Source organism: Bradyrhizobium yuanmingense (assembly GCF_900094575.1).
Taxonomy (GTDB): Bacteria; Pseudomonadota; Alphaproteobacteria; order Rhizobiales; family Xanthobacteraceae; genus Bradyrhizobium; species Bradyrhizobium yuanmingense.
The window spans coordinates 537,923-555,381 of record NZ_FMAE01000005.1; the positions used below are offsets into that span (position 1 = coordinate 537,923).

Annotated in this window: 17 protein-coding genes and 1 tRNA gene; 6 read left to right on the top strand and 12 right to left on the bottom strand. The window is 63.3% G+C overall.

What is annotated here, in order from left to right:
• Positions 1 to 15 precede the first annotated feature (15 nt).
• The 8 genes from GA0061099_RS19960 to GA0061099_RS19995 all read right to left on the bottom strand — a co-directional run bounded on the left by GA0061099_RS19960 (position 16) and on the right by GA0061099_RS19995 (position 7,509).
• Entirely contained in the window at positions 16 to 216 is a 201-nt protein-coding gene (locus tag GA0061099_RS19960; RefSeq protein WP_050991808.1) for a hypothetical protein, read from the bottom strand.
• Entirely contained in the window at positions 216 to 827 is a 612-nt protein-coding gene (gene nuoE / locus GA0061099_RS19965; RefSeq protein WP_036025344.1) for an NADH-quinone oxidoreductase subunit NuoE, read from the bottom strand. Before nuoE ends, GA0061099_RS19960 begins: the two co-directional genes overlap by 1 nt.
• 12 nt (positions 828 to 839) lie before the next feature.
• Positions 840 to 1,817, bottom strand: coding sequence for an FkbM family methyltransferase (locus tag GA0061099_RS19970; RefSeq protein ID WP_036025345.1), 978 nt, complete (start codon positions 1,815 to 1,817; stop codon positions 840 to 842).
• Positions 1,817 to 3,013 carry an NADH-quinone oxidoreductase subunit D gene (locus tag GA0061099_RS19975; protein ID WP_036025346.1) on the bottom strand — a complete coding sequence of 399 codons (1,197 nt, stop codon included), beginning with the start codon at positions 3,011 to 3,013 and terminating at the stop codon, positions 1,817 to 1,819. The genes GA0061099_RS19970 and GA0061099_RS19975 overlap by 1 nt, the downstream gene beginning before the upstream one ends.
• Before the next feature lie 2 nt (positions 3,014 to 3,015).
• Complete coding sequence (locus GA0061099_RS19980; RefSeq protein ID WP_036010195.1) at positions 3,016 to 3,630, bottom strand: NADH-quinone oxidoreductase subunit C; 615 nt, start codon at positions 3,628 to 3,630, stop codon at positions 3,016 to 3,018.
• An 11-nt stretch (positions 3,631 to 3,641) separates the two neighbouring features.
• Positions 3,642 to 4,232, bottom strand: a complete 591-nt coding sequence (locus tag GA0061099_RS19985; RefSeq protein WP_036025347.1) for a NuoB/complex I 20 kDa subunit family protein — start codon at positions 4,230 to 4,232, stop codon at positions 3,642 to 3,644.
• Complete coding sequence (locus GA0061099_RS19990; RefSeq protein ID WP_008136158.1) at positions 4,223 to 4,588, bottom strand: NADH-quinone oxidoreductase subunit A; 366 nt, start codon at positions 4,586 to 4,588, stop codon at positions 4,223 to 4,225. Before GA0061099_RS19990 ends, GA0061099_RS19985 begins: the two co-directional genes overlap by 10 nt.
• A 665-nt stretch (positions 4,589 to 5,253) precedes the next feature.
• Positions 5,254 to 7,509: a TonB-dependent siderophore receptor gene (locus GA0061099_RS19995; RefSeq protein WP_036025348.1), complete on the bottom strand. Its 2,256-nt coding sequence runs from the start codon at positions 7,507 to 7,509 to the stop codon at positions 5,254 to 5,256.
• A 378-nt stretch (positions 7,510 to 7,887) separates the two neighbouring features.
• On the opposite strand from GA0061099_RS19995, the gene GA0061099_RS20000 reads away from it, so the two are divergent.
• Positions 7,888 to 8,091 (top strand): hypothetical protein, encoded by a 204-nt coding sequence (locus GA0061099_RS20000; protein ID WP_036010204.1) that lies wholly within the window; start codon positions 7,888 to 7,890, stop codon positions 8,089 to 8,091.
• A gap of 166 nt (positions 8,092 to 8,257) precedes the next feature.
• Here the strand turns inward: GA0061099_RS20000 and GA0061099_RS20005 are convergent, their stop codons facing one another.
• Complete coding sequence (locus tag GA0061099_RS20005) at positions 8,258 to 9,364, bottom strand: autotransporter domain-containing protein (protein ID WP_141697649.1); 1,107 nt, start codon at positions 9,362 to 9,364, stop codon at positions 8,258 to 8,260.
• A gap of 252 nt (positions 9,365 to 9,616) precedes the next feature.
• Positions 9,617 to 9,868, bottom strand: a complete 252-nt coding sequence (locus tag GA0061099_RS20010) for a hypothetical protein (protein WP_036025350.1) — start codon at positions 9,866 to 9,868, stop codon at positions 9,617 to 9,619.
• 343 nt (positions 9,869 to 10,211) lie between these two features.
• Between GA0061099_RS20010 and GA0061099_RS20015 the strand changes: the two genes are divergently transcribed.
• Both GA0061099_RS20015 and GA0061099_RS20020 read left to right on the top strand, forming a co-directional pair.
• Entirely contained in the window at positions 10,212 to 12,302 is a 2,091-nt protein-coding gene (locus tag GA0061099_RS20015) for a caspase family protein (protein ID WP_158644881.1), read from the top strand.
• A gap of 16 nt (positions 12,303 to 12,318) precedes the next feature.
• Positions 12,319 to 13,815 (top strand): caspase family protein, encoded by a 1,497-nt coding sequence (locus tag GA0061099_RS20020; protein ID WP_050995944.1) that lies wholly within the window; start codon positions 12,319 to 12,321, stop codon positions 13,813 to 13,815.
• A 95-nt stretch (positions 13,816 to 13,910) separates the two neighbouring features.
• Here GA0061099_RS20020 and GA0061099_RS20025 read toward each other — a convergent pair.
• Positions 13,911 to 13,987 (bottom strand) — tRNA-Asp (locus GA0061099_RS20025).
• A gap of 233 nt (positions 13,988 to 14,220) precedes the next feature.
• On the opposite strand from GA0061099_RS20025, the gene GA0061099_RS20030 reads away from it, so the two are divergent.
• Entirely contained in the window at positions 14,221 to 14,550 is a 330-nt protein-coding gene (locus GA0061099_RS20030; RefSeq protein ID WP_036010212.1) for an HU family DNA-binding protein, read from the top strand.
• A gap of 96 nt (positions 14,551 to 14,646) precedes the next feature.
• On the top strand, positions 14,647 to 15,897 hold the full coding sequence (gene pepT / locus GA0061099_RS20035; RefSeq protein ID WP_036025351.1) for a peptidase T: 1,251 nt from the start codon (positions 14,647 to 14,649) through the stop codon (positions 15,895 to 15,897).
• Positions 15,898 to 15,961: 64 nt separating this feature from the next.
• Here pepT and GA0061099_RS20040 read toward each other — a convergent pair whose 3' ends face one another.
• Complete coding sequence (locus tag GA0061099_RS20040) at positions 15,962 to 16,852, bottom strand: hypothetical protein (protein WP_036025352.1); 891 nt, start codon at positions 16,850 to 16,852, stop codon at positions 15,962 to 15,964.
• 357 nt (positions 16,853 to 17,209) lie between these two features.
• On the opposite strand from GA0061099_RS20040, the gene GA0061099_RS20045 reads away from it, so the two are divergent.
• Positions 17,210 to 17,440 (top strand): hypothetical protein, encoded by a 231-nt coding sequence (locus GA0061099_RS20045; RefSeq protein WP_036025354.1) that lies wholly within the window; start codon positions 17,210 to 17,212, stop codon positions 17,438 to 17,440.
• Positions 17,441 to 17,459: the final 19 nt, after the last annotated feature.

Here is a 17,459-nt window from a genome sequence, read left to right on the forward strand (position 1 = left end):
ATCAGTGCTTTCCGATCAACGAATGGACTGCTTGTAGGCAAGTCCGGCGGCGCAGACGGCGAAGAACAGCGCCCAGAGCAGACTGGTCTCCTGCGACGCGTTCATGAAGTAACGCTGCAGCAGGAACATGAAGGCAGCCGCGATCGCGGCGTGCATGGCGACGAAGCCCCATTTCTTCACGGCCGCGGTCCCTCCGGTTACGACGAGATCACGCATCAGGTGATCTCCTTGAGCGTGGTCGGTCCGGTCATCGGCGCCGAGAATTGGCGGCCGTTCTGCGGACCGGGCTTGGGCGGATTGCCCGAAGCGAAGCCATCGAGCACCTTGCCGAAGCTTTCCTTGGTCAGGTCCTCATAGGTGTCCTTGCCGATCAGCACCATCGGCGCGTTCACGCAGGCGCCCAGGCACTCCACCTCCTCCCAGCTGAAATTGCCGTCCTTGGAGAGATGGAAGGGCTCGTGATGGATGCGGTGCTCGCAGACGTGGATCAGATCCTCGGCGCCGCGTAGCCGGCACGGCGTGGTGCCGCAGACCTGGACGTGGGCCTTCTTGCCGACGGGGGCGAGCTGGAACATGGTGTAGAAGGTCGCGACCTCCAGCACGCGGATATAGGGCATGTCGAGCATGTCGGCGATGACGCGGATCGCGGCCTCCGACACCCAGCCCTCGTTCTGCTCCTGCGCGCGCCAGAGGATGGCGATGACGGCGGAGGCCTGACGGCCTTCGGGATATTTCGCGATCTGCTGCCGGGCGAATGCGAGGTTCTCCTCCGTGAACGCAAAGCTCGCGGGTTGGACTTCCTTCGGTGCTAATCGGCGAACGGACATCTCTTCAATCTCTCACTGCATGCGGCGCGCGGTCTTGGTATCCAGGTTCTTGGCGTTCATGGCCTCGATCCTGTCCTGCCAGAATGCGCTTGCGGTGCCGAAAACGTTGTAGCCGACGTGGGTCGAGACCTTGATGCGGTCGAGGATCGACAGCTCGGTCACGGTTTCCATGCGGTTGCTGCGCGGATCGAACACGATCAGCTTCAGTGGGGTCTGTTCGAGGATGAAGCGCGACACGGCGTGCGAGCGGTCGCTGCCGTGCTCCTCGCACATGATGACGCTGTCGGCCTGAAGCAGCCGTGCCCCGCCCTTGATCGCCTCGATCTCGACGCCCTCGACGTCGAGCTTGATCAGGTACTTGCCGGTGGCCGCGACCTTGCCGTCCTCGATCAAATTGTCGAGCGCGATCACCGGCACCTCCTCGCCGCCCGCCGACTGATCGCCGGCGATGCTGAAGGCCTCGTGCTTGGTGCCCGACAGACGCGCGGTGCCGCGCGCCGCGCCGATCGCGCATTTCATGGTCTCGAAGCGGCCAGCGTTGATGCGGGCATTGTTGGCGAGCTTCGAATAGTTCTGGCCCGACGGCTCGATCGCGATCGCCTTATGCGCGCCGAACGGCTTGCTCGAGACCAGCACCGACCAATAACCGTAATTGGCGCCGCAATCGAGCAGCGTGTAGTCGACGTCGATGGAATCGGCGAACAAGAGCTCGAGCTCGTCCTCGTAAATGTAGGAGCGGTTGAGCAGCTTGCTCCAATAGCCGTCGCCGTAAGGGAATTCGAACACCGCGTCGGGATTGAGCCTGATCGCGATGTTGCGCTCGGGCAGCGTCTTGCGCAGCAAATTCGCGCAGGCGATGTAGCCCATATGCGAGAAGTGCGAGGAGATCTTCGATCCCGTCACCAGCGCCAAGGCAGCCGTCCGCTCCCACAGGTTCGCCCCTTCAAGGGCCCCCGAGGCACGGTCAAACTGGATTGGCGCCTGCGCCATCACCGATCGACCTCTCCGAACACGATGTCGAGCGAGCCCAGGATCGCCGAGACGTCGGCCAGCAGATGGCCGCGGCAGATGTGATCCATCGCCTGGAGATGCGCGAAGCCCGGCGCGCGGATCTTGCACTTGTAGGGCTTGTTGGTGCCGTCGGCGACGAGATAGACGCCGAACTCGCCCTTGGGCGCCTCGACCGCGGCGTAGACCTCGCCGGCCGGCACGTGGACACCTTCGGTGTAGAGCTTGAAGTGGTGGATCAGCGCTTCCATCGAGCGCTTCATCTCGCCACGGCGCGGCGGCGCGACCTTGTTGTCTTCGACGACGACCGGGCCCTTGCCGTCAGGCGCGTTCAGCTTCTGGATGCACTGTTTCATGATGTGCACGGACTGGCGCATCTCTTCCATGCGGATCAAATAGCGATCGTAGCAGTCGCCGTTCTTGCCGATCGGAATGTCGAAATCCATCTCGGCGTAGCACTCATAGGGCTGCGACTTGCGCAAGTCCCAGGCCGCGCCCGAGCCGCGCACCATCACACCCGAGAAACCCCATTCCCAGGCTTCCTTGAGCGGCACCACGCCGATGTCGACGTTGCGCTGCTTGAAGATGCGATTGGCGGTGAGCAGACGGTCGAGATCGTCCACAACCTTGAGGAACGGATCGCACCAGGCCTCGATGTCGTCGACCAGCTTCTGCGGCAGGTCCTGATGCACGCCGCCGATACGGAAATAGGCCGCATGCATGCGGCTGCCCGAGGCGCGCTCGTAGAACACCATCAGCTTCTCGCGCTCTTCGAAGCCCCACAGCGGCGGGGTCAGCGCGCCGACGTCCATCGCCTGCGTGGTGACGTTGAGCAGATGCGAGAGGATGCGGCCGATCTCGCAATAGAGCACGCGGATCAGCTGGCCGCGGCGCGGCACCTCGATGCCGAGCAGCTTTTCGGCGGCGAGGCAGAAGGCGTGCTCCTGATTCATCGGCGCGACGTAGTCGAGCCGGTCGAAATAAGGGATCGCCTGCAGATAAGTCTTCTGCTCGATCAGCTTCTCAGTGCCGCGGTGAAGCAGGCCGATATGCGGATCGACGCGCTCGACCACTTCGCCGTCGAGTTCGAGCACGAGGCGCAAAACGCCGTGCGCCGCCGGGTGCTGCGGTCCGAAATTGATCGTGAAGTTACGGAGATTCTGCGGTTGCTCGTTCATGATCAGACCTTCGGCCCCGCTTTTTCATCGCCCGGAAGCACCGGATAGTCGGCACCTTCCCAAGGGGATAAAAAGTCGAACTTGCGGAATTCCTGGTTGAGGCGGACCGGCTCGTACACCACCCGCTTCTCCTGATCGTCGTAGCGGACCTCGACGAATCCGGTGAGCGGGAAATCCTTGCGCAGCGGATGGCCCTCGAAGCCGTAGTCCGTGAGGATGCGGCGCATGTCGGGATGGCCGACGAAGAACACGCCGTAGAGGTCGTAGGCTTCGCGCTCGAACCAGTCCGCGCCCGGGAAGACGTCGATCAGCGAGGGCACCTGCGTGGTCTCGTCGGCTTGCGCCTTGAGCCGGATGCGCGCGTTCAAGGTCGGCGACAGGAAGTGATAGATGACGTCGAAGCGCTTCTCGCGATCCGGATAGTCCACCGCCGTGATGTCGGTGATGTTGACGAACCGGCAGTTCGGGTCATCGCGGAGGTACTTGACCACCTCGACGATCCTGGCGGCCTCGACGTCCACGGTGAGCTGGTTGAAGGCCACCGAGTGACCGGTCGCGGCGCCCGGAAGCGCGCTAACGATCGTCTGCCCCAGGGCGTCGAGCTTGGCGTCGTCCATGACGTAAAACCTTAGCGTTCGATGGTGCCGGTGCGCCGGATCTTCTTTTGCAGCAGCAGCACGCCGTAGAGCAGCGCCTCCGCCGTGGGCGGGCAGCCCGGCACGTAGATGTCGATCGGCACGATGCGGTCGCAGCCGCGCACGACCGAGTAGGAATAGTGATAATAGCCGCCGCCATTGGCGCAGGAGCCCATCGAGATGACGTAGCGCGGCTCGGGCATCTGGTCGTAGACCTTGCGCAGCGCCGGCGCCATTTTGTTGGTCAGCGTTCCCGCCACGATCATCACGTCGGACTGACGCGGCGAGGCACGCGGGGCGAAGCCGAAGCGCTCGACGTCGTAGCGCGGCATCGAGACCTGCATCATCTCCACCGCGCAGCAGGCGAGACCGAAGGTCATCCACATCAAAGAGCCGGTACGCGCCCAGGTGATGAGGTCGTCGGTCGCGGCCACGAAGAAGCCCTTGTCGGACAGCTCGGAATTGACCTCGAGGAAGAACGGATCATTGGCCCCGACCGGCTTGCCGGTCGAAGGATCCAGAATGCCCTTCGGGGCCGGTGCGATCACCGGACCTGCGGACTGTGTAGCCGGGTTCAATCCCATTCGAGGGCCCCTTTCTTCCATTCATAGGCGAACCCGACCGTCAGCACGGCGAGGAACACCACCATGGACCAGAAGCCGGTCGCGCCAAGCTTGCCGAACGCCACCGCCCAGGGAAACAGAAACGCCACCTCGAGATCGAAGATGATGAAGAGGATGGCGACGAGATAGAAGCGGACGTCGAACTTCATGCGGGCGTCGTCGAAGGCGTTGAAACCGCACTCGTAGGCCGACAGCTTTTCGGGATCCGGCTGCTGGAACGCCACGATGAACGGCGCGATCAGCAGCACGAGGCCGATCAGGCCCGCTACCCCTATAAAGACGACGAGTGGAAGATAGTTCTGCAGAATGCCGCTCATTGGCGAGCCCTTTTCCCGCAGCCTCGGGACAGCCACGGATTCGTCCGATTTGGAATTATTCTGAGCCTTAGCGCAGTGCACCAATGGGCGCAAGACACGCTCTTTTCAGGCCCTTTGCCGCCCCCAGAACGGTGAAAATCCCGGAATCACCCCGCGGCTGGTATGGAGCAGATCGCCCCACCCAGCAAGGGCTGCCACGGTCTCGCAGGTCAGCCGTTCTGAGATTGCGGCACTCGGGCCGAGGCAGCTATCGCTGCGCGCTGACCGACCAAATGCTCGGGCTTTGATGCAGCGCCGCAGGGGCAATTCCCCCGTTGTCGCGGCGACCGATTTGCCGATCGGCGCGGCCAGGACACCCATGCTGGTGCGGCCGCTGCAGGTGCAGGAAAGACCTGTCCACAGCTCAGAGTAATCGGAGGAGCCATGCGTCATCACAGGACCAGGGCTCGTCCGGCGAATGTGCCCGCGATTGGCTCCAAGCCGGTCGCGGGCGCGGCGGCGACCTGCCGGTCGCTCGCGCCGCGCCCGGATGAGCTTTGGGCCGGGGGGCATGGCCCGCGAGCTCATCGTAACCGCAGATCAGCGGACGCCCAGGTGGAGCCGAGCGAACGTCACGATCGGTTGCGCTTCGTCCCAGAGCCTTCCGGCCCTGCCCTCGCCTGTCCTCACCATTTGTAGGAGACGCTGGCGGTGACGCGCCGACGGTCGCCGTAGAAGCAGGACGTGGACGACGCGCAGCTTGCGACATAGATCTTGTCGGTCAGGTTGATCACGTTCAGCGCCGTCCGCCAGTTCTGCCATTCATAGTGGAGCGCGAGATCGCCGAGCACGACCGCGGGAACCTCGAGCGTGTTGGCGGTATCGGCCCAGGACGAGCCGATGTAACGTACGCCGCCGCCGAAGCCGAAGCCCGCGAGCGGTCCGTCCTTGAAGGTGTAGTCGGCCCAGCCGGACACCAGGAGTTCGGGCGTGTTGGTCGGTGTCTTGCCGACGAGCGTCGGATCGAGATCCTTGCTCACAAAGAGATTATAGGCCGTGAAGGCACCGATGAACTTCAGCTCCTTCGTGGCATTGGCCACCGCCTCGAGCTCGATGCCGCGCGAGGTCACCTCGCCAGTCTGGTTCTGCAGGAGCGGAACGCTGCCCGGCACCGTTGTCGGGACATTCTGACGGACAAGGTCGAACGCCGAAACGGTGAAATAGCCGTCGAATCCGACCGGCGCAACCTTCACGCCGATTTCGGCCTGCTTACCGGTCTCCGGCAGGAAAAGCTGGTTCGACGCATTAAGGCCGATGATTGGATTGTAGCTCGTTGAATAGGAGACGTAAGGCGAGATGCCGTTGTCGAAATTGTAGATCAACCCGGCGCGGCCGCTGAACCTGCTGTCGTCGCGGCTGGCGACGGTGGCGCCGGTGTCCCGGGCTTCCTGCGTCGTCTCGACCCAGTCATTGCGGCCGCTCAGCACCAGCGTGAAATTGCCGAGCTTCATCTGGTCCTGAACGTAAGTACCAGCCTGTTTCTGCGTGATGAGGAAGTTGCGGAACGGCGAGCCGGGTAGCGGAACCTCAGCTCCTCCGTAGGCCGGATTGAAGACGTTGATCGAGGGCACACCGAACCCGAAGGCCTGGTAATCGTCGATTTGATAGCCCCGCAGATCGACACCGAACAGCATCGTGTGCCTGACGGCGCCGGTGTTGAAACGATACTCCAGCTGGTTGTCGAGATTGGCCTGATTCGCGGTGTTTTTCGCATACCAGTTATAGCGGCCCATCGTCGCCGTGTTGATGTTGTCCCAGCCGTTGCCGACATAGCCGCGATAGGTGATGTCGACATGCGCAAAGCGCGCGTTCTGACGGAACGTCACATGGTCGGTGAGATGACGCTCGAACTGGTAGCCGAGCATCTCCTGCTCGCGCGTGAACTTATCGACACTGGGATCGCCGACGAAGAAGCTGGTCGGGATCTTGCCGAACGGCGCGCTGGTCACCGTGCCCTGATAGGGCAGGAAGTTGATGCCGCGGGTATCCTGCTTCGAGGCCGACGCCAGCACCGTGAAGGTCGTGTCGGCATCGGGCTTCCACGTGACCGACGGCGCGATGAAGTAGTTGTTGTCAGGTGTGAAGTTGACCTGCGTACCGCCGTTCTGGACCTGGCCGACCACGCGCGCGAACAGCTTGCCGTTATCAGGACTGGTCGCAACCGGACCGCCCATGTCGAAGCTGACATAGGCGTTGCCGAAGTTGTTGACGCCGGTCTCGATGTAACGGATCGGTTCGGCCGGCGGCATCTTGCTGATGACGTTGACGATGCCGCTCGGGCTCGATCCGCCATACAGCACCGCCGACGGACCGCGCAGCACCTCGACACGCTCCATGTTGGGCGTCTGCAGCTTCCAGCTCGCATAGGACGTGTAGAACAGCTGCATGCCGTCGAGGAACAGCCCAATGTCCTCGGACTTGAAGCCGCGGATCAGCCACCAATCGTTGCGCGTGTCCGTACCGAAAGTCCCTGCCCGCACGCCGGCGGTGTAGCGCAGAACCTCGTCGAGCTTGTTCGGCTTCTGGTCGCGGATCTGCTCGGCACCGATGACGGACACCGCCTGCGGCGTCTCCATGATCGGCGTGTTGGTCTTGGTGCCCGACGAGCTGCGGCCGGCGACATAGCCATTCACCGGCCCGCGCGGCGTCTCGACGAAGCCGACGTCGCGCCGTGGCTGCGGCCTGTTCGAGGCAGGGGTCTGCGCCGAGATCCGCGTCGCGCGGCGCTGAGGCGTCGCCGCGGTGCGGCGGCGCGCTTCCGGCGCCGTGACCGTCACCGGCGGAATGTTCTGCGCGCCACTCTGCGCGGAAGATTGTGCAAGCGATGCCTGAGGCATCAAAACCCAAGCGGATGCGGTCGCCAACACGGCCGACCGCAGCATTCCAAGACTGTTCAACGCGCCACCCCAAAGCTGCATGTTTCGATGCGTCATGCCGCCTGTCCCCGGAACGGCATGCGCTCGCGATGACGCTTATGTGAGGGCGCGGGAATTCCCTAATTGAATGCTTCTTAGAAGGACTCTTAGAAATGCTCCAATATTTCCGTATGTTGCTGCAACATCAGCGGGCTTCGGCGGCGATCACCGAAAGACGATCAGGCGGCCAAACGGCGCCCCAGACCAGCCCAGCGCGGCCGTGCGAATGAAACTTGCCGGCCGGGCGAGATGAAACCATTTTGCGGAACCCGCGAAACCATCCGGAAACAGACGGCGCTTAGAAGATGAGCCCGTAGACGACGGCAAAGCCGTCGGGAGGCTCAGATGAACCACTCAATTCATTCTGCTGATCGTGCGACCCACCTGAAGATCGTGGTGGTGGCGCTGGTGGCCGGCATTGCCGTGGCCGGCTTCGGGATTGCGGCCCGCACCCATGCCGATTACAGCCAGACCGCCCAGTCCACCCAGGTCATCAAGGCCGGCAAGCCGGTGGTGGTGACCAGCGCGGGCACGTCCGAGATTCGCTGAACAACCGAAAAGGTCCGGTTTGATACCAAACGGCCGCCTTCAGGCGGCCTTTTCGTTCGGTTTCACCCATGCGACGGCGCCGCGGGGGATGTTGCCTCCGCCAGGCGCGAGAGGAGCGCAAGAAGATGCCCGCCGGGCACGGCGGGTATCCGTCTTCGAGATCACTCTACCAGGTATAGCGAAGGCCGGCCTGAGTACCCGCGATCGAGGTTCCGAATCCGCCAACCCCAGGCAGCAGGGGGTCCGGCAAGGTGATGCTGCTGCCATGAACTTCGAGGTAGGACGACAGCTGCGGCGTCCAGAGCACGTTGACCTTTGCGGAACCGCGAAGACCATTGGTACCGATCACGCCGGCCGCAACGGGGACCGCACCTCCAACGGCGCCGGCGCCGCTCGCGTCGACGATCCTGTAGTACTGACCCGAGATCGACGGCTGGATCTTAAAGCCCAGCCAGTCCGTCTCGAAGCCGGCGCGCATGCCACCGTGAAATTCGGTTGAATCGCCCGTCTTGCTGCCGAAATTGGCGGTATAGCCCTCCGAATAGGTTACGCCGACCGTCGGCTCGAACCACACGGTATAGGGGAAGTCGAACCGGTATTGGCCGTTCCAGGTATAGGCGATGCCGCTGCCGTCCGCGGTCGCGGCAAGGGGAAGATTGGATGTGCTGCGAGTCCAGCTCGCGAGCGCGGTGAAGTCAGTCGAGAAACCGCCGTTGAGATACGACAGGGTGCCGGAAGTCGATGGAATTGAACCGTCGGTAGTCAGTCCGCCATTCGTGAAGGTGTGCGCCCACGAGTGCGAGCCAGTCCCGATGAAGGTCAGCGCGTCGGTTGCAGTGAAGATACCGATCTTGGTCACATCGACTGCGCCGGTCACCGTCGCAACGCTGACCTGGACCCCGCTCGATTGCGCACTGTCGCCACTGCCGACGAGGTTCGCGCCGTAAAGCCAGGTCGCCGGGGGCGGCGCTGCAAGTGCCGGAGCCTTGGCGTAGGCCAGGGCACCGAACGGATTGCTGACACCCCTTGCGGCGAACGGATCACGACGGTCGAAATCCGACTCCTCGCCGCTGAAGCGCAGCATTCCAGGAGGAGTAACGACCCTGCGATGCTGAATCTGGTCGCGGACGTTCTGGATGATGTTCTGAACGGTGTTGTTGATGACTTGCTGCGGAACATTGACCTCCTGTGCGGAGACCGGTCGCGTCGCAAACAGACTAAGCAAAAAAGGTACGGCCACGACAAAGCCGCGGCGGAAAATTCCTGCCCTCATAGTATTCGATCAGCCCCCTGCTGGTTCAGCCCCGAGCCTTGGCGGGAGGTAAATTCCCGCAAGCTTCAGGCGCCGAATTTATTTGCAAAGCACCCGCGGCGTCTTCACCTGATTGGCTGAATTGGGGGTTCGGCTCCATCAAGCGCGCCCAGCTGATGCTCATTTGCAACACTTTCCCAGGCCGCGCTGCACGCCGAGCAACACGCCCAGATACGAGAAGCAACCCAACGCAGGGCGCGCGCCGATATCCCACTACTCCACCGTCGAGCGGTTTCGCTTCTTCGTGGCACCACGCTGCGTTGCCGTCTTGCTCAGCTCCGGACTTTTCTTAGGCTTGCCTGCTTCCCGTGCCCGGATGTGCCGCCGCACGTCCTCTCGAACGTTCTGGATGATGGAGTCGCGTGACGACTCGGCCGGATCATTGCAGCGGGCCACGCTGCACAAAGCGACGAGCAGCGGCAGGGCCAAAATCGGCGCACGGGCGAACTTGACTGTCCTGGTCATCCGCAGTCTCCGAAGATGTCGCCGGCCTCGGCCGCCTGCGCCATCAACACCAGCGCAGCGCGACTGGTTTCACCGCTCGCGATGTGCAGCCTCTTGGTCGAAGCATCGCCACTCCCGGTTCACGAAATCCTGAACACGGAGGCCTTTGATGTCGTCATCCAGCATCCCTTGATGTAGAATCCACGAACAAGCCGCCTTAGCCCGTTTCTGCGATTTTTCATTTTCTGAGTTTCTGCCGATGCCTGCCCATTTGGGGATTTTCGTTCTCGCAAGCTCGCGTCCCGTCTTCATGTTGCAGGATCTGGCACGCCGGATCGCCGTTCTCAGCTGCGTAGCATTGTCGATGCTCGTTTCGACAATACTGCAGGCGACCGCCGGAGACAGGATCGCGCTCGTTGTCGGCAACAGCAACTATCGCAAGGTCCCAAAACTCATCAACCCGGCCAACGACGCCGCCGACATGGCGACGTCGCTGGGTCGTCTGGGATATTCCGTCAGACACCTCGCCGACCTCGACTACAATCATTTCCGGCAGGCCCTCATCGAATTCGGCAATGCGGCGAAGACGGCCGACAAGGCGGTGATCTTCTTCGCAGGCCATGGCGTCGAAATGGACGGAAAGAACTGGCTGATTCCGGTCGATGCCGAAATCAAGTCCGAGATCGATGTCTATGCCGAGGCGATCAATCTCGAGACCCTGATCGATATCTCCGTGATGCCGAAGATCATCGGCCTCGTGGTTCTCGACGCCTGCCGCAACGACCCGTTCGAAACGACGAAGGTCGCCGCCGCGGGACGCGCGCTGTCGTCGCGGCCATCCAAGGCGGCCGCGCCAGTGTCCGGCACACCCCGTTCCCCGACGCCTTTCGCGGCCGACACGCGCGGTCTTGCCCCTGTCGAGGTGAGCGACAACGTGCTCGTTGCCTTTGCGGCCGCTGCCGGCACGACGGCGAGCGACGGGGCCGGGCGGAATAGCCCCTACTCCGGCTCGCTCCTGCGCCATGTCGAAACGCCGCAACTCGAGATCAACTATCTCTTCCGGATCGTGCACGACGAAGTCTGGAAGGAGACCGGGACACAAGAGCCGGCAATCTACGGGACGCTGCCGAAGGGCGACATCTATCTCAACGGCGACGCTGTCGTCGCAAACGGCGATGGTGGAGCAGATGCCGAGCAGCTCGCCTGGGAGTTCGTCCGCTCGACCAACGAGATCGCGACCTTGCGCCGTTTCGCCCAGCAATTCCCGGCGAGCGCGCATACGGCCGAGATCGACCAGCGCATTGCGCAGTTGCAGACGGCTGAAACGAACGCCTGGAAGATCGTCGAGCGACAGAAGTCGCTCGCGGCCTACCGCGCCTATCTGGATCTCTATCCGTTTGGCCAGCATGTCGAGAGCGCCCGGGTCGCGCTGGCTTCGCTCGAGAAATCGGCTAAGCCGGGCCAAGCCACCGGGCAGATCGACATGCCCGGTCCGCCACCGGCGAGCTATCAGCTCGCCTCGGCCGAGACGACCACCGGCAATTCGGAGGCAGTCGAGAAGGCATGGGACGTCCTGAAGGAATCACGCGATAAGAGCGTGGTTGGCCGGTTTGCCGAGCGCTATCCGAGCTCGCGCCATAACCGCCTGCCGCCGGGCAGCGACCTTGCCCTGCGACCGGTCAATTCCACCGAACTGATGCTGCAATCAGCGCACGATAGCGACGTGAACGCCTGCTTCGACGGCGATTCCGGGGCGTGCGCCAGATCGATCAAAAAATACCCCGACTACGTCCAGCTTCAATTCCAGCTTTGCCGGACCAAGGGCAACCCCAAGGGATGCATGATCAACGCGGTGAACGAGGCGCGCAGGCGCGGGCTCCTGGTTTCCGCCTACACCCGCTCGGAAGAGGAAAAGGTTCGCAATCGCGAATATCGGCGAGTGGTTGCACGCGTGAACCAGAATGTCGGCAATGTGGTCAGCGGCGTCGTCAGCAACGTCGTCGGCAACGTTGTCAGCAATGCCGTTTCGACTGCGGTCAGCAATGCCGCGTCGAGCGCAGCAAGCCGGGCGGCATCGCAGGCGGCATCAGCCGCAGCGTCGAGCGCTGCCAGCCGATCAGCCTCGAGCGCTGCATCAAGCGCGGCCAGCAGAGCGGCCTCGACTGCCGCTTCGAATGCCGCGAGCCGCGTCACCATTCCATCGGACATCCGCCTCAAGGAGGACATTACGGCACTCGGCTGGACCGATACTGGCCTCCGCCTCTACCGCTATCGATACAGGGGCGATGCGAGGTTCTATGTCGGCGTGATGGCGCAGGAGGTCGCGCGGCAGACTCCCGCGGCGGTGTCGTCTGGAGTGGACGGGTTTCTGCGCGTCGACTATGGTCTGCTCGGCCTCGATTTTCTCACCGACCGCGACTGGATGAGGCGGCAGCTCCGTTCGGGCATCGACTAAGGGACGCGACTCCAACTTGCGCTGGCTGGCACTGTTCATTGCCATCGGGCTTCTCTTCGACGCCGAAGCAGAAGCTTCCAACCGCCGTGTCGCCTTGGTCATTGGAAACGCGAGCTACGCGAACGCGCCGCCGCTCGGCTCTCCCGTCAATGATGCCGAGGACATTGCCGCGGGTCTCGCCGGCCTCGGCTTCGACGTCGATCTGCGCAAGAACACGACCCTCGACGATCTGCACGCGAGGCTCGTCGCCTTCACCGAGAAGTCCGCCGCTGCGGACATCGCGGTCTTCTATTTTGCCGGATACAGTGCAGCTGCCGGTGTCGGCAGTTACCTGATCCCCGTGGATGCGCATCTTGCGACACCTGAGTCGGCCAACGCAGAGACCGTTCCCCTGGCTGCGGTGACCGCTGCCGCAGGGCGGGCTCGCAGGCTGGGTCTGGTGATCCTGGATGCCATGCGGGAGAACCCGTTCCCTGCCATACCGAATGGCCGCCGCAGCAGCTCTTCCCTGACCTCAGGCGGAAGCGCACCGATCCGTAACACGCTCGTGTTCTTTCCAGCGGAGCCGGGGCGGACCGCGGAAGAAGGCGAAGGCCGCAACAGCCCTTTCGCTGCGGCGCTGCTGAAATACCTCCGGCAGGCCGACCTCGAGATCAACTTCGTCTTTCGCAACGTTCGCGACGAGGTTCGGCAGGCAACGCACCGGAAGCAGACGCCCTACATGTATGGTCAGCTTTCCAAGGACAAGGTCTATCTCCATCCCGTCAAGCAAGTCGTCCAGGACGATACCGCCGTCATGCAGCACTGCGACAACGCCGTTGCCGGGCTCGCGGATTTGAGGGGACACGTCGACCAAGGCGAGACGCGCGACAATCTAAAGGCGGCGAGCGCGGTTGCGGCGTGCGCGGAGGCGGTCAAGCGGTGGCCAGGGGCGGACCGCCTGCACTACCAGCTCGGGCGTTCATTCTTCGCCATGCGCGATTACGGAGGAGCGGTGGCGAGCTACAAGGCGGCATCCGAGCTCGGCAACGCACGTGCGCTCTACGAGCTCGGATTGATGTACGAGAACGGCAACGGCGTCGAGAAAGATCCCGCCCGCTCGCGCTTCTACTATGAGATGGCCGCCGAGAAGAAGATTGCGCCAGCACTCGTCAGCCTCGGCCTACAGCAGGAGCGTGGAATCGGCGCGGCCAGCGATCCCGCAAAGGCCTATGCGTTGTACCAGCGGGCCGCCGAGCTCGGCGATGCGACGGCCATCAACAGGATGGGGGAGCTTGCCGAGAAGGGACTGGGAGCCAGGCGAGACCTGAAGTTGGCTCGGGCGCTGTACCAGAGGGGCGCCGCGATGGGCGGACTCGAAGCTCTGGTCAATCTCGCCCGGTGCAACGCCAACGGAATCGGCGGCCGACGGGACCTTGCCGCGGCCAAGCGGCTCCTGGCCAAGGCAGCGCAGGCCGGCAGCACCGACGCACGGCGCATCCTCGCGCATATCGAGGAGTCCAAGCCGAAATAGACGAATTCTGGCGGGGAGGAAGCGATCGGGATGAAACGGCAGTCCAAGCGGCGCTTTTGGCCGAGACAGCAACTATTTGATCTATTTGCCAAAAATGGCGCGAGAGACGGGGCTCGAACCCGCGACCTCCGGCGTGACAGGCCGGCGCTCTAACCAACTGAGCTACTCCCGCGTGACACGCAATGTCTGCGGAACGAGGGGGGACTTAAAGGCCCGATCTGGTGAAGTCAAGGATGTTGCATCCACAGCTCAAACCAGCGGATTCCACTGCTGGCACACACGAACGCGGCCCTCGGTAATGCCGGCGGCGTAGTCAGTCCGGTCCCGAATCGTCTACGCCTCCGGGAACTTGCGGGTCAGGGGCCATCTCCCTCTGGACGACCTGCAAGATCGAGGAGGCCAGACATGGCTAAGAAGGATCCGGCTAAGAAGGATTCGGCGAAGAAGGCGGCCGCGCCCGCCACGATCACGCTCAAGCACCTCGCCGCCGACATTGCCGAGCGCCAGGATGTCTCCAAAAAGCATGCCGAGGCCGTCCTGACCGACATGGTCGATCTGATCACCAAGCACCTCAAGAAGGGCGACCGGGTCCGCATCGTCGGCCTCGGCATCCTCCAGGTCCGCAAGCGCGCCGCCCGCACCGGCCGTAATCCTTCCACCGGCGAAGCGATCCATATCAAGGCCACCAGGAAGGTCGCGTTCCGCCCGGTGAAGGAGCTGAAGGAGGCGATCTGAGGCCCTAAAGCGTGACCCAGAGCCCGTTGCGGCCGCATCACGGCCCGCTTTTCTGATATACCGCCAGCTTCAAGAACACCCGGCGGTTTGACCAGAATGTCCTCCCTCTCCTTTTCGCATACCGTGACCGAGCGCTTCCTGCGCTACGTCACCATCGACACCCAGTCCGATCCGGCATCCCCCAGCTCGCCGTCGACCGAGAAGCAGAAGGATCTCGGCCGCGTGCTCGCTGCCGAGCTGAAGGCCATGGGCGTTGTGGACGCGCATCTCGACGATTACGGCTACGTCTACGGAACGATCCCGGCCAACACCGACAAGAAGGTGCCGGTGATCTGCTTCTGCTCGCACATGGACACCTCGCCCGACGTCACCGGCAAGGACGTCAAGCCGCAAATCGTGAAGAACTATCGCGGCGGCGACATCGTCCTGCCCGGCGACACCAGCCAGGTGATCCGCTTCAATGAGCACCCTGCGCTGAAGAACCAGATCGGCAACGACATCATCACCACCGACGGCACGACGCTATTAGGCGCCGACAACAAGGCCGGCGTCGCCGAGATCATGGATGCCGCGCATTTCTTCATCAACAATCCCGACGTGAAGCACGGCACCATCAAGATCCTGTTCACGCCGGACGAGGAGATCGGCCGCGGCGTCGACAATGTCGACCTGAACAAGCTGGGTGCCGATTTCGGCTACACCATGGACGGCGAGAGCGCCGGCTGCGTCGAGGACGAGACCTTCTCGGCCGACGGCGCCACCATCACCATCAACGGCGTCAGCGCCCATCCCGGCTACGCCAAGGGCAAAATGGAGCACGCCATCAAGATCGCCGCGGCCATCGTCGAGCGTCTGCCGAAGGAGGGCTGCTCGCCCGAGACCACCTCGGGCAAGCAGGGTTTTCTGCATCCGATCGGCATCGACGGCGCGCTCGAACAGGCGACGCTCTCCTTCATCGTCCGCGACTTCACCGAGGAGGGGCTAAAGGAGAAGGAGGCGCTGCTCGAGGGCATCGTCAAGGACGTCATGAAGGATTATCCGCGCTCGACCTACACGTTCGAGGTCAAGGAGCAGTACCGCAACATGAAGCAGGTGATCGACCGTCACCCGCACGTGCTCGAATACGCCATCGAGGCGATCCGCCGCGCCGGCCTGCGCCCGATGCGCACCGCGATCCGCGGCGGCACCGACGGCTCGCGCCTGTCCTTCATGGGCCTGCCCTGCCCCAACATCTTCGCCGGCGAGCACGCGTTCCATTCGCGGCTCGAATGGGTTAGCCGGCAGGACATGGAAAAGGCGGTGCAGACCATCGTGCATCTGGCGATGATCTGGGAAGAGAAGGCCTGACGCTTCCTGCAGACGTCGACGATGGCCGGGCTTGCGCCCGGCCATTTCCATTAGGTTTAAGAGCCTACGGCACCGGCATTGCGCGCGGATTGCGATGGAAGCGGTTGGCGCTCGCCATCCAGTTCGGCAGCGGTGCGCCATCACGATGCCGGCCGCCGGCAACTGCTGCAGCCCAGGCCACCGCGGCGCCGATCAGGGTCGCGGCTGCGACCGAGAACGCCACGATGATCGAGTTGCGTCGCGCGCGGTCGATGGCGGTCTTCGCATCTGCGATCAGCGTATTGACTCGCCGCTCGGCGTCAGGTGCGGCGAGGCCCGTCACCGCCGCAACCTGCTGCACGAGGTAAGCCCGGTCATCGGTGCTGACGCCGCTGTGGCTGGACGACGTCATCAGAATGCGTCCGGCTTCGGCGCGCGCTTCCCTCAGGTCGGTGTTCGGAGCGCGGCGCGGCGCGCGGAACAACTTGTCGAGCTCATAGCTCAACAAGGGCTCGGCCGCCGAGGTGTTGCTCGCCGAACTGCGCATCGGCGAACGGTCGATCGCGGCAGCGCCGAGAAGCGCCAGCAGCGCGGCGCCGGCCAAGACTGCCAGCGCCCAGGCGGTCAACCCGTGAAGCCCGTCCCGCCGCTCGCCGTCATCCTCAATCGTTGCGAGCGCGGGCTCGGACCGGGTGGTCCGGCCGGCCACGTAGCCGCCAAAGCCAAAACTGACGATCGCCTGGATGATCAGATAGAGCCCGGACAGCAGCGCCAGCGCTGCCGATGCATCGCGCCAGCTCGGCGAGGCCGAACTGACACCGAGGCCGACCGCGACACCAAAACCGATCAGGATGAACGACATTGCGCTCGCAGCAAGAGCGCCGGCAAACACCGAGCTCCACTGGATGGTTCGAGGCGCCTCAACGGCCAGGCCGCCTTCCATGACCTCTTCCCGCATCAGAGTTTCGACCGTCATCGCGGCGCTCTCAGCGCAGGCCGAAGAACGACAGGATCGCCATGATGACGACGATCAAGCCGATCAGATAAATCAGTCCGTCCATGTCCGTCCTCCTCAGTTTCTTCTCTCGCTAATCGCGAGGTATGAGGAACGTTCCAAATTGGACAGTTCGTATGGAACGAACTTGGAGGATGCGGGTTGTCTGTCCAAGTCCTAGGGATAGAGATTGTGAGCACATGAGGCCTCAGCCGGCTCGTCCGGCTGGGGCCTTTCCGCGTTGCGGCCGGCAGGTCTCCCCTGTCGTATGTTAACGACGCCGCGGCCGGGATCATCAATGATGCGATCGGGGCGGAACCTCCGGATCAGGGGTGGCGCGTGGACCGAAGAACGGCGTGCCTGCATCAGGCGAATGCATTCCGGGAGAAGGCCCTCGCCGATCCCGAGCACCACGACCAATGGATCGACGAAGCCATCAAATGGCTGGAACGGGCGATGGAAGCGAGCTGTCGGGCGGTCATCACCATGGAAGGTGACGATGGCAGCGAAGCTCCGGCCCGCACGATCGAAACCATGGCGCCACATCGGCCCGTCATTGTCCGCCAGTGAGAGGCGCTGGCAGCGCATG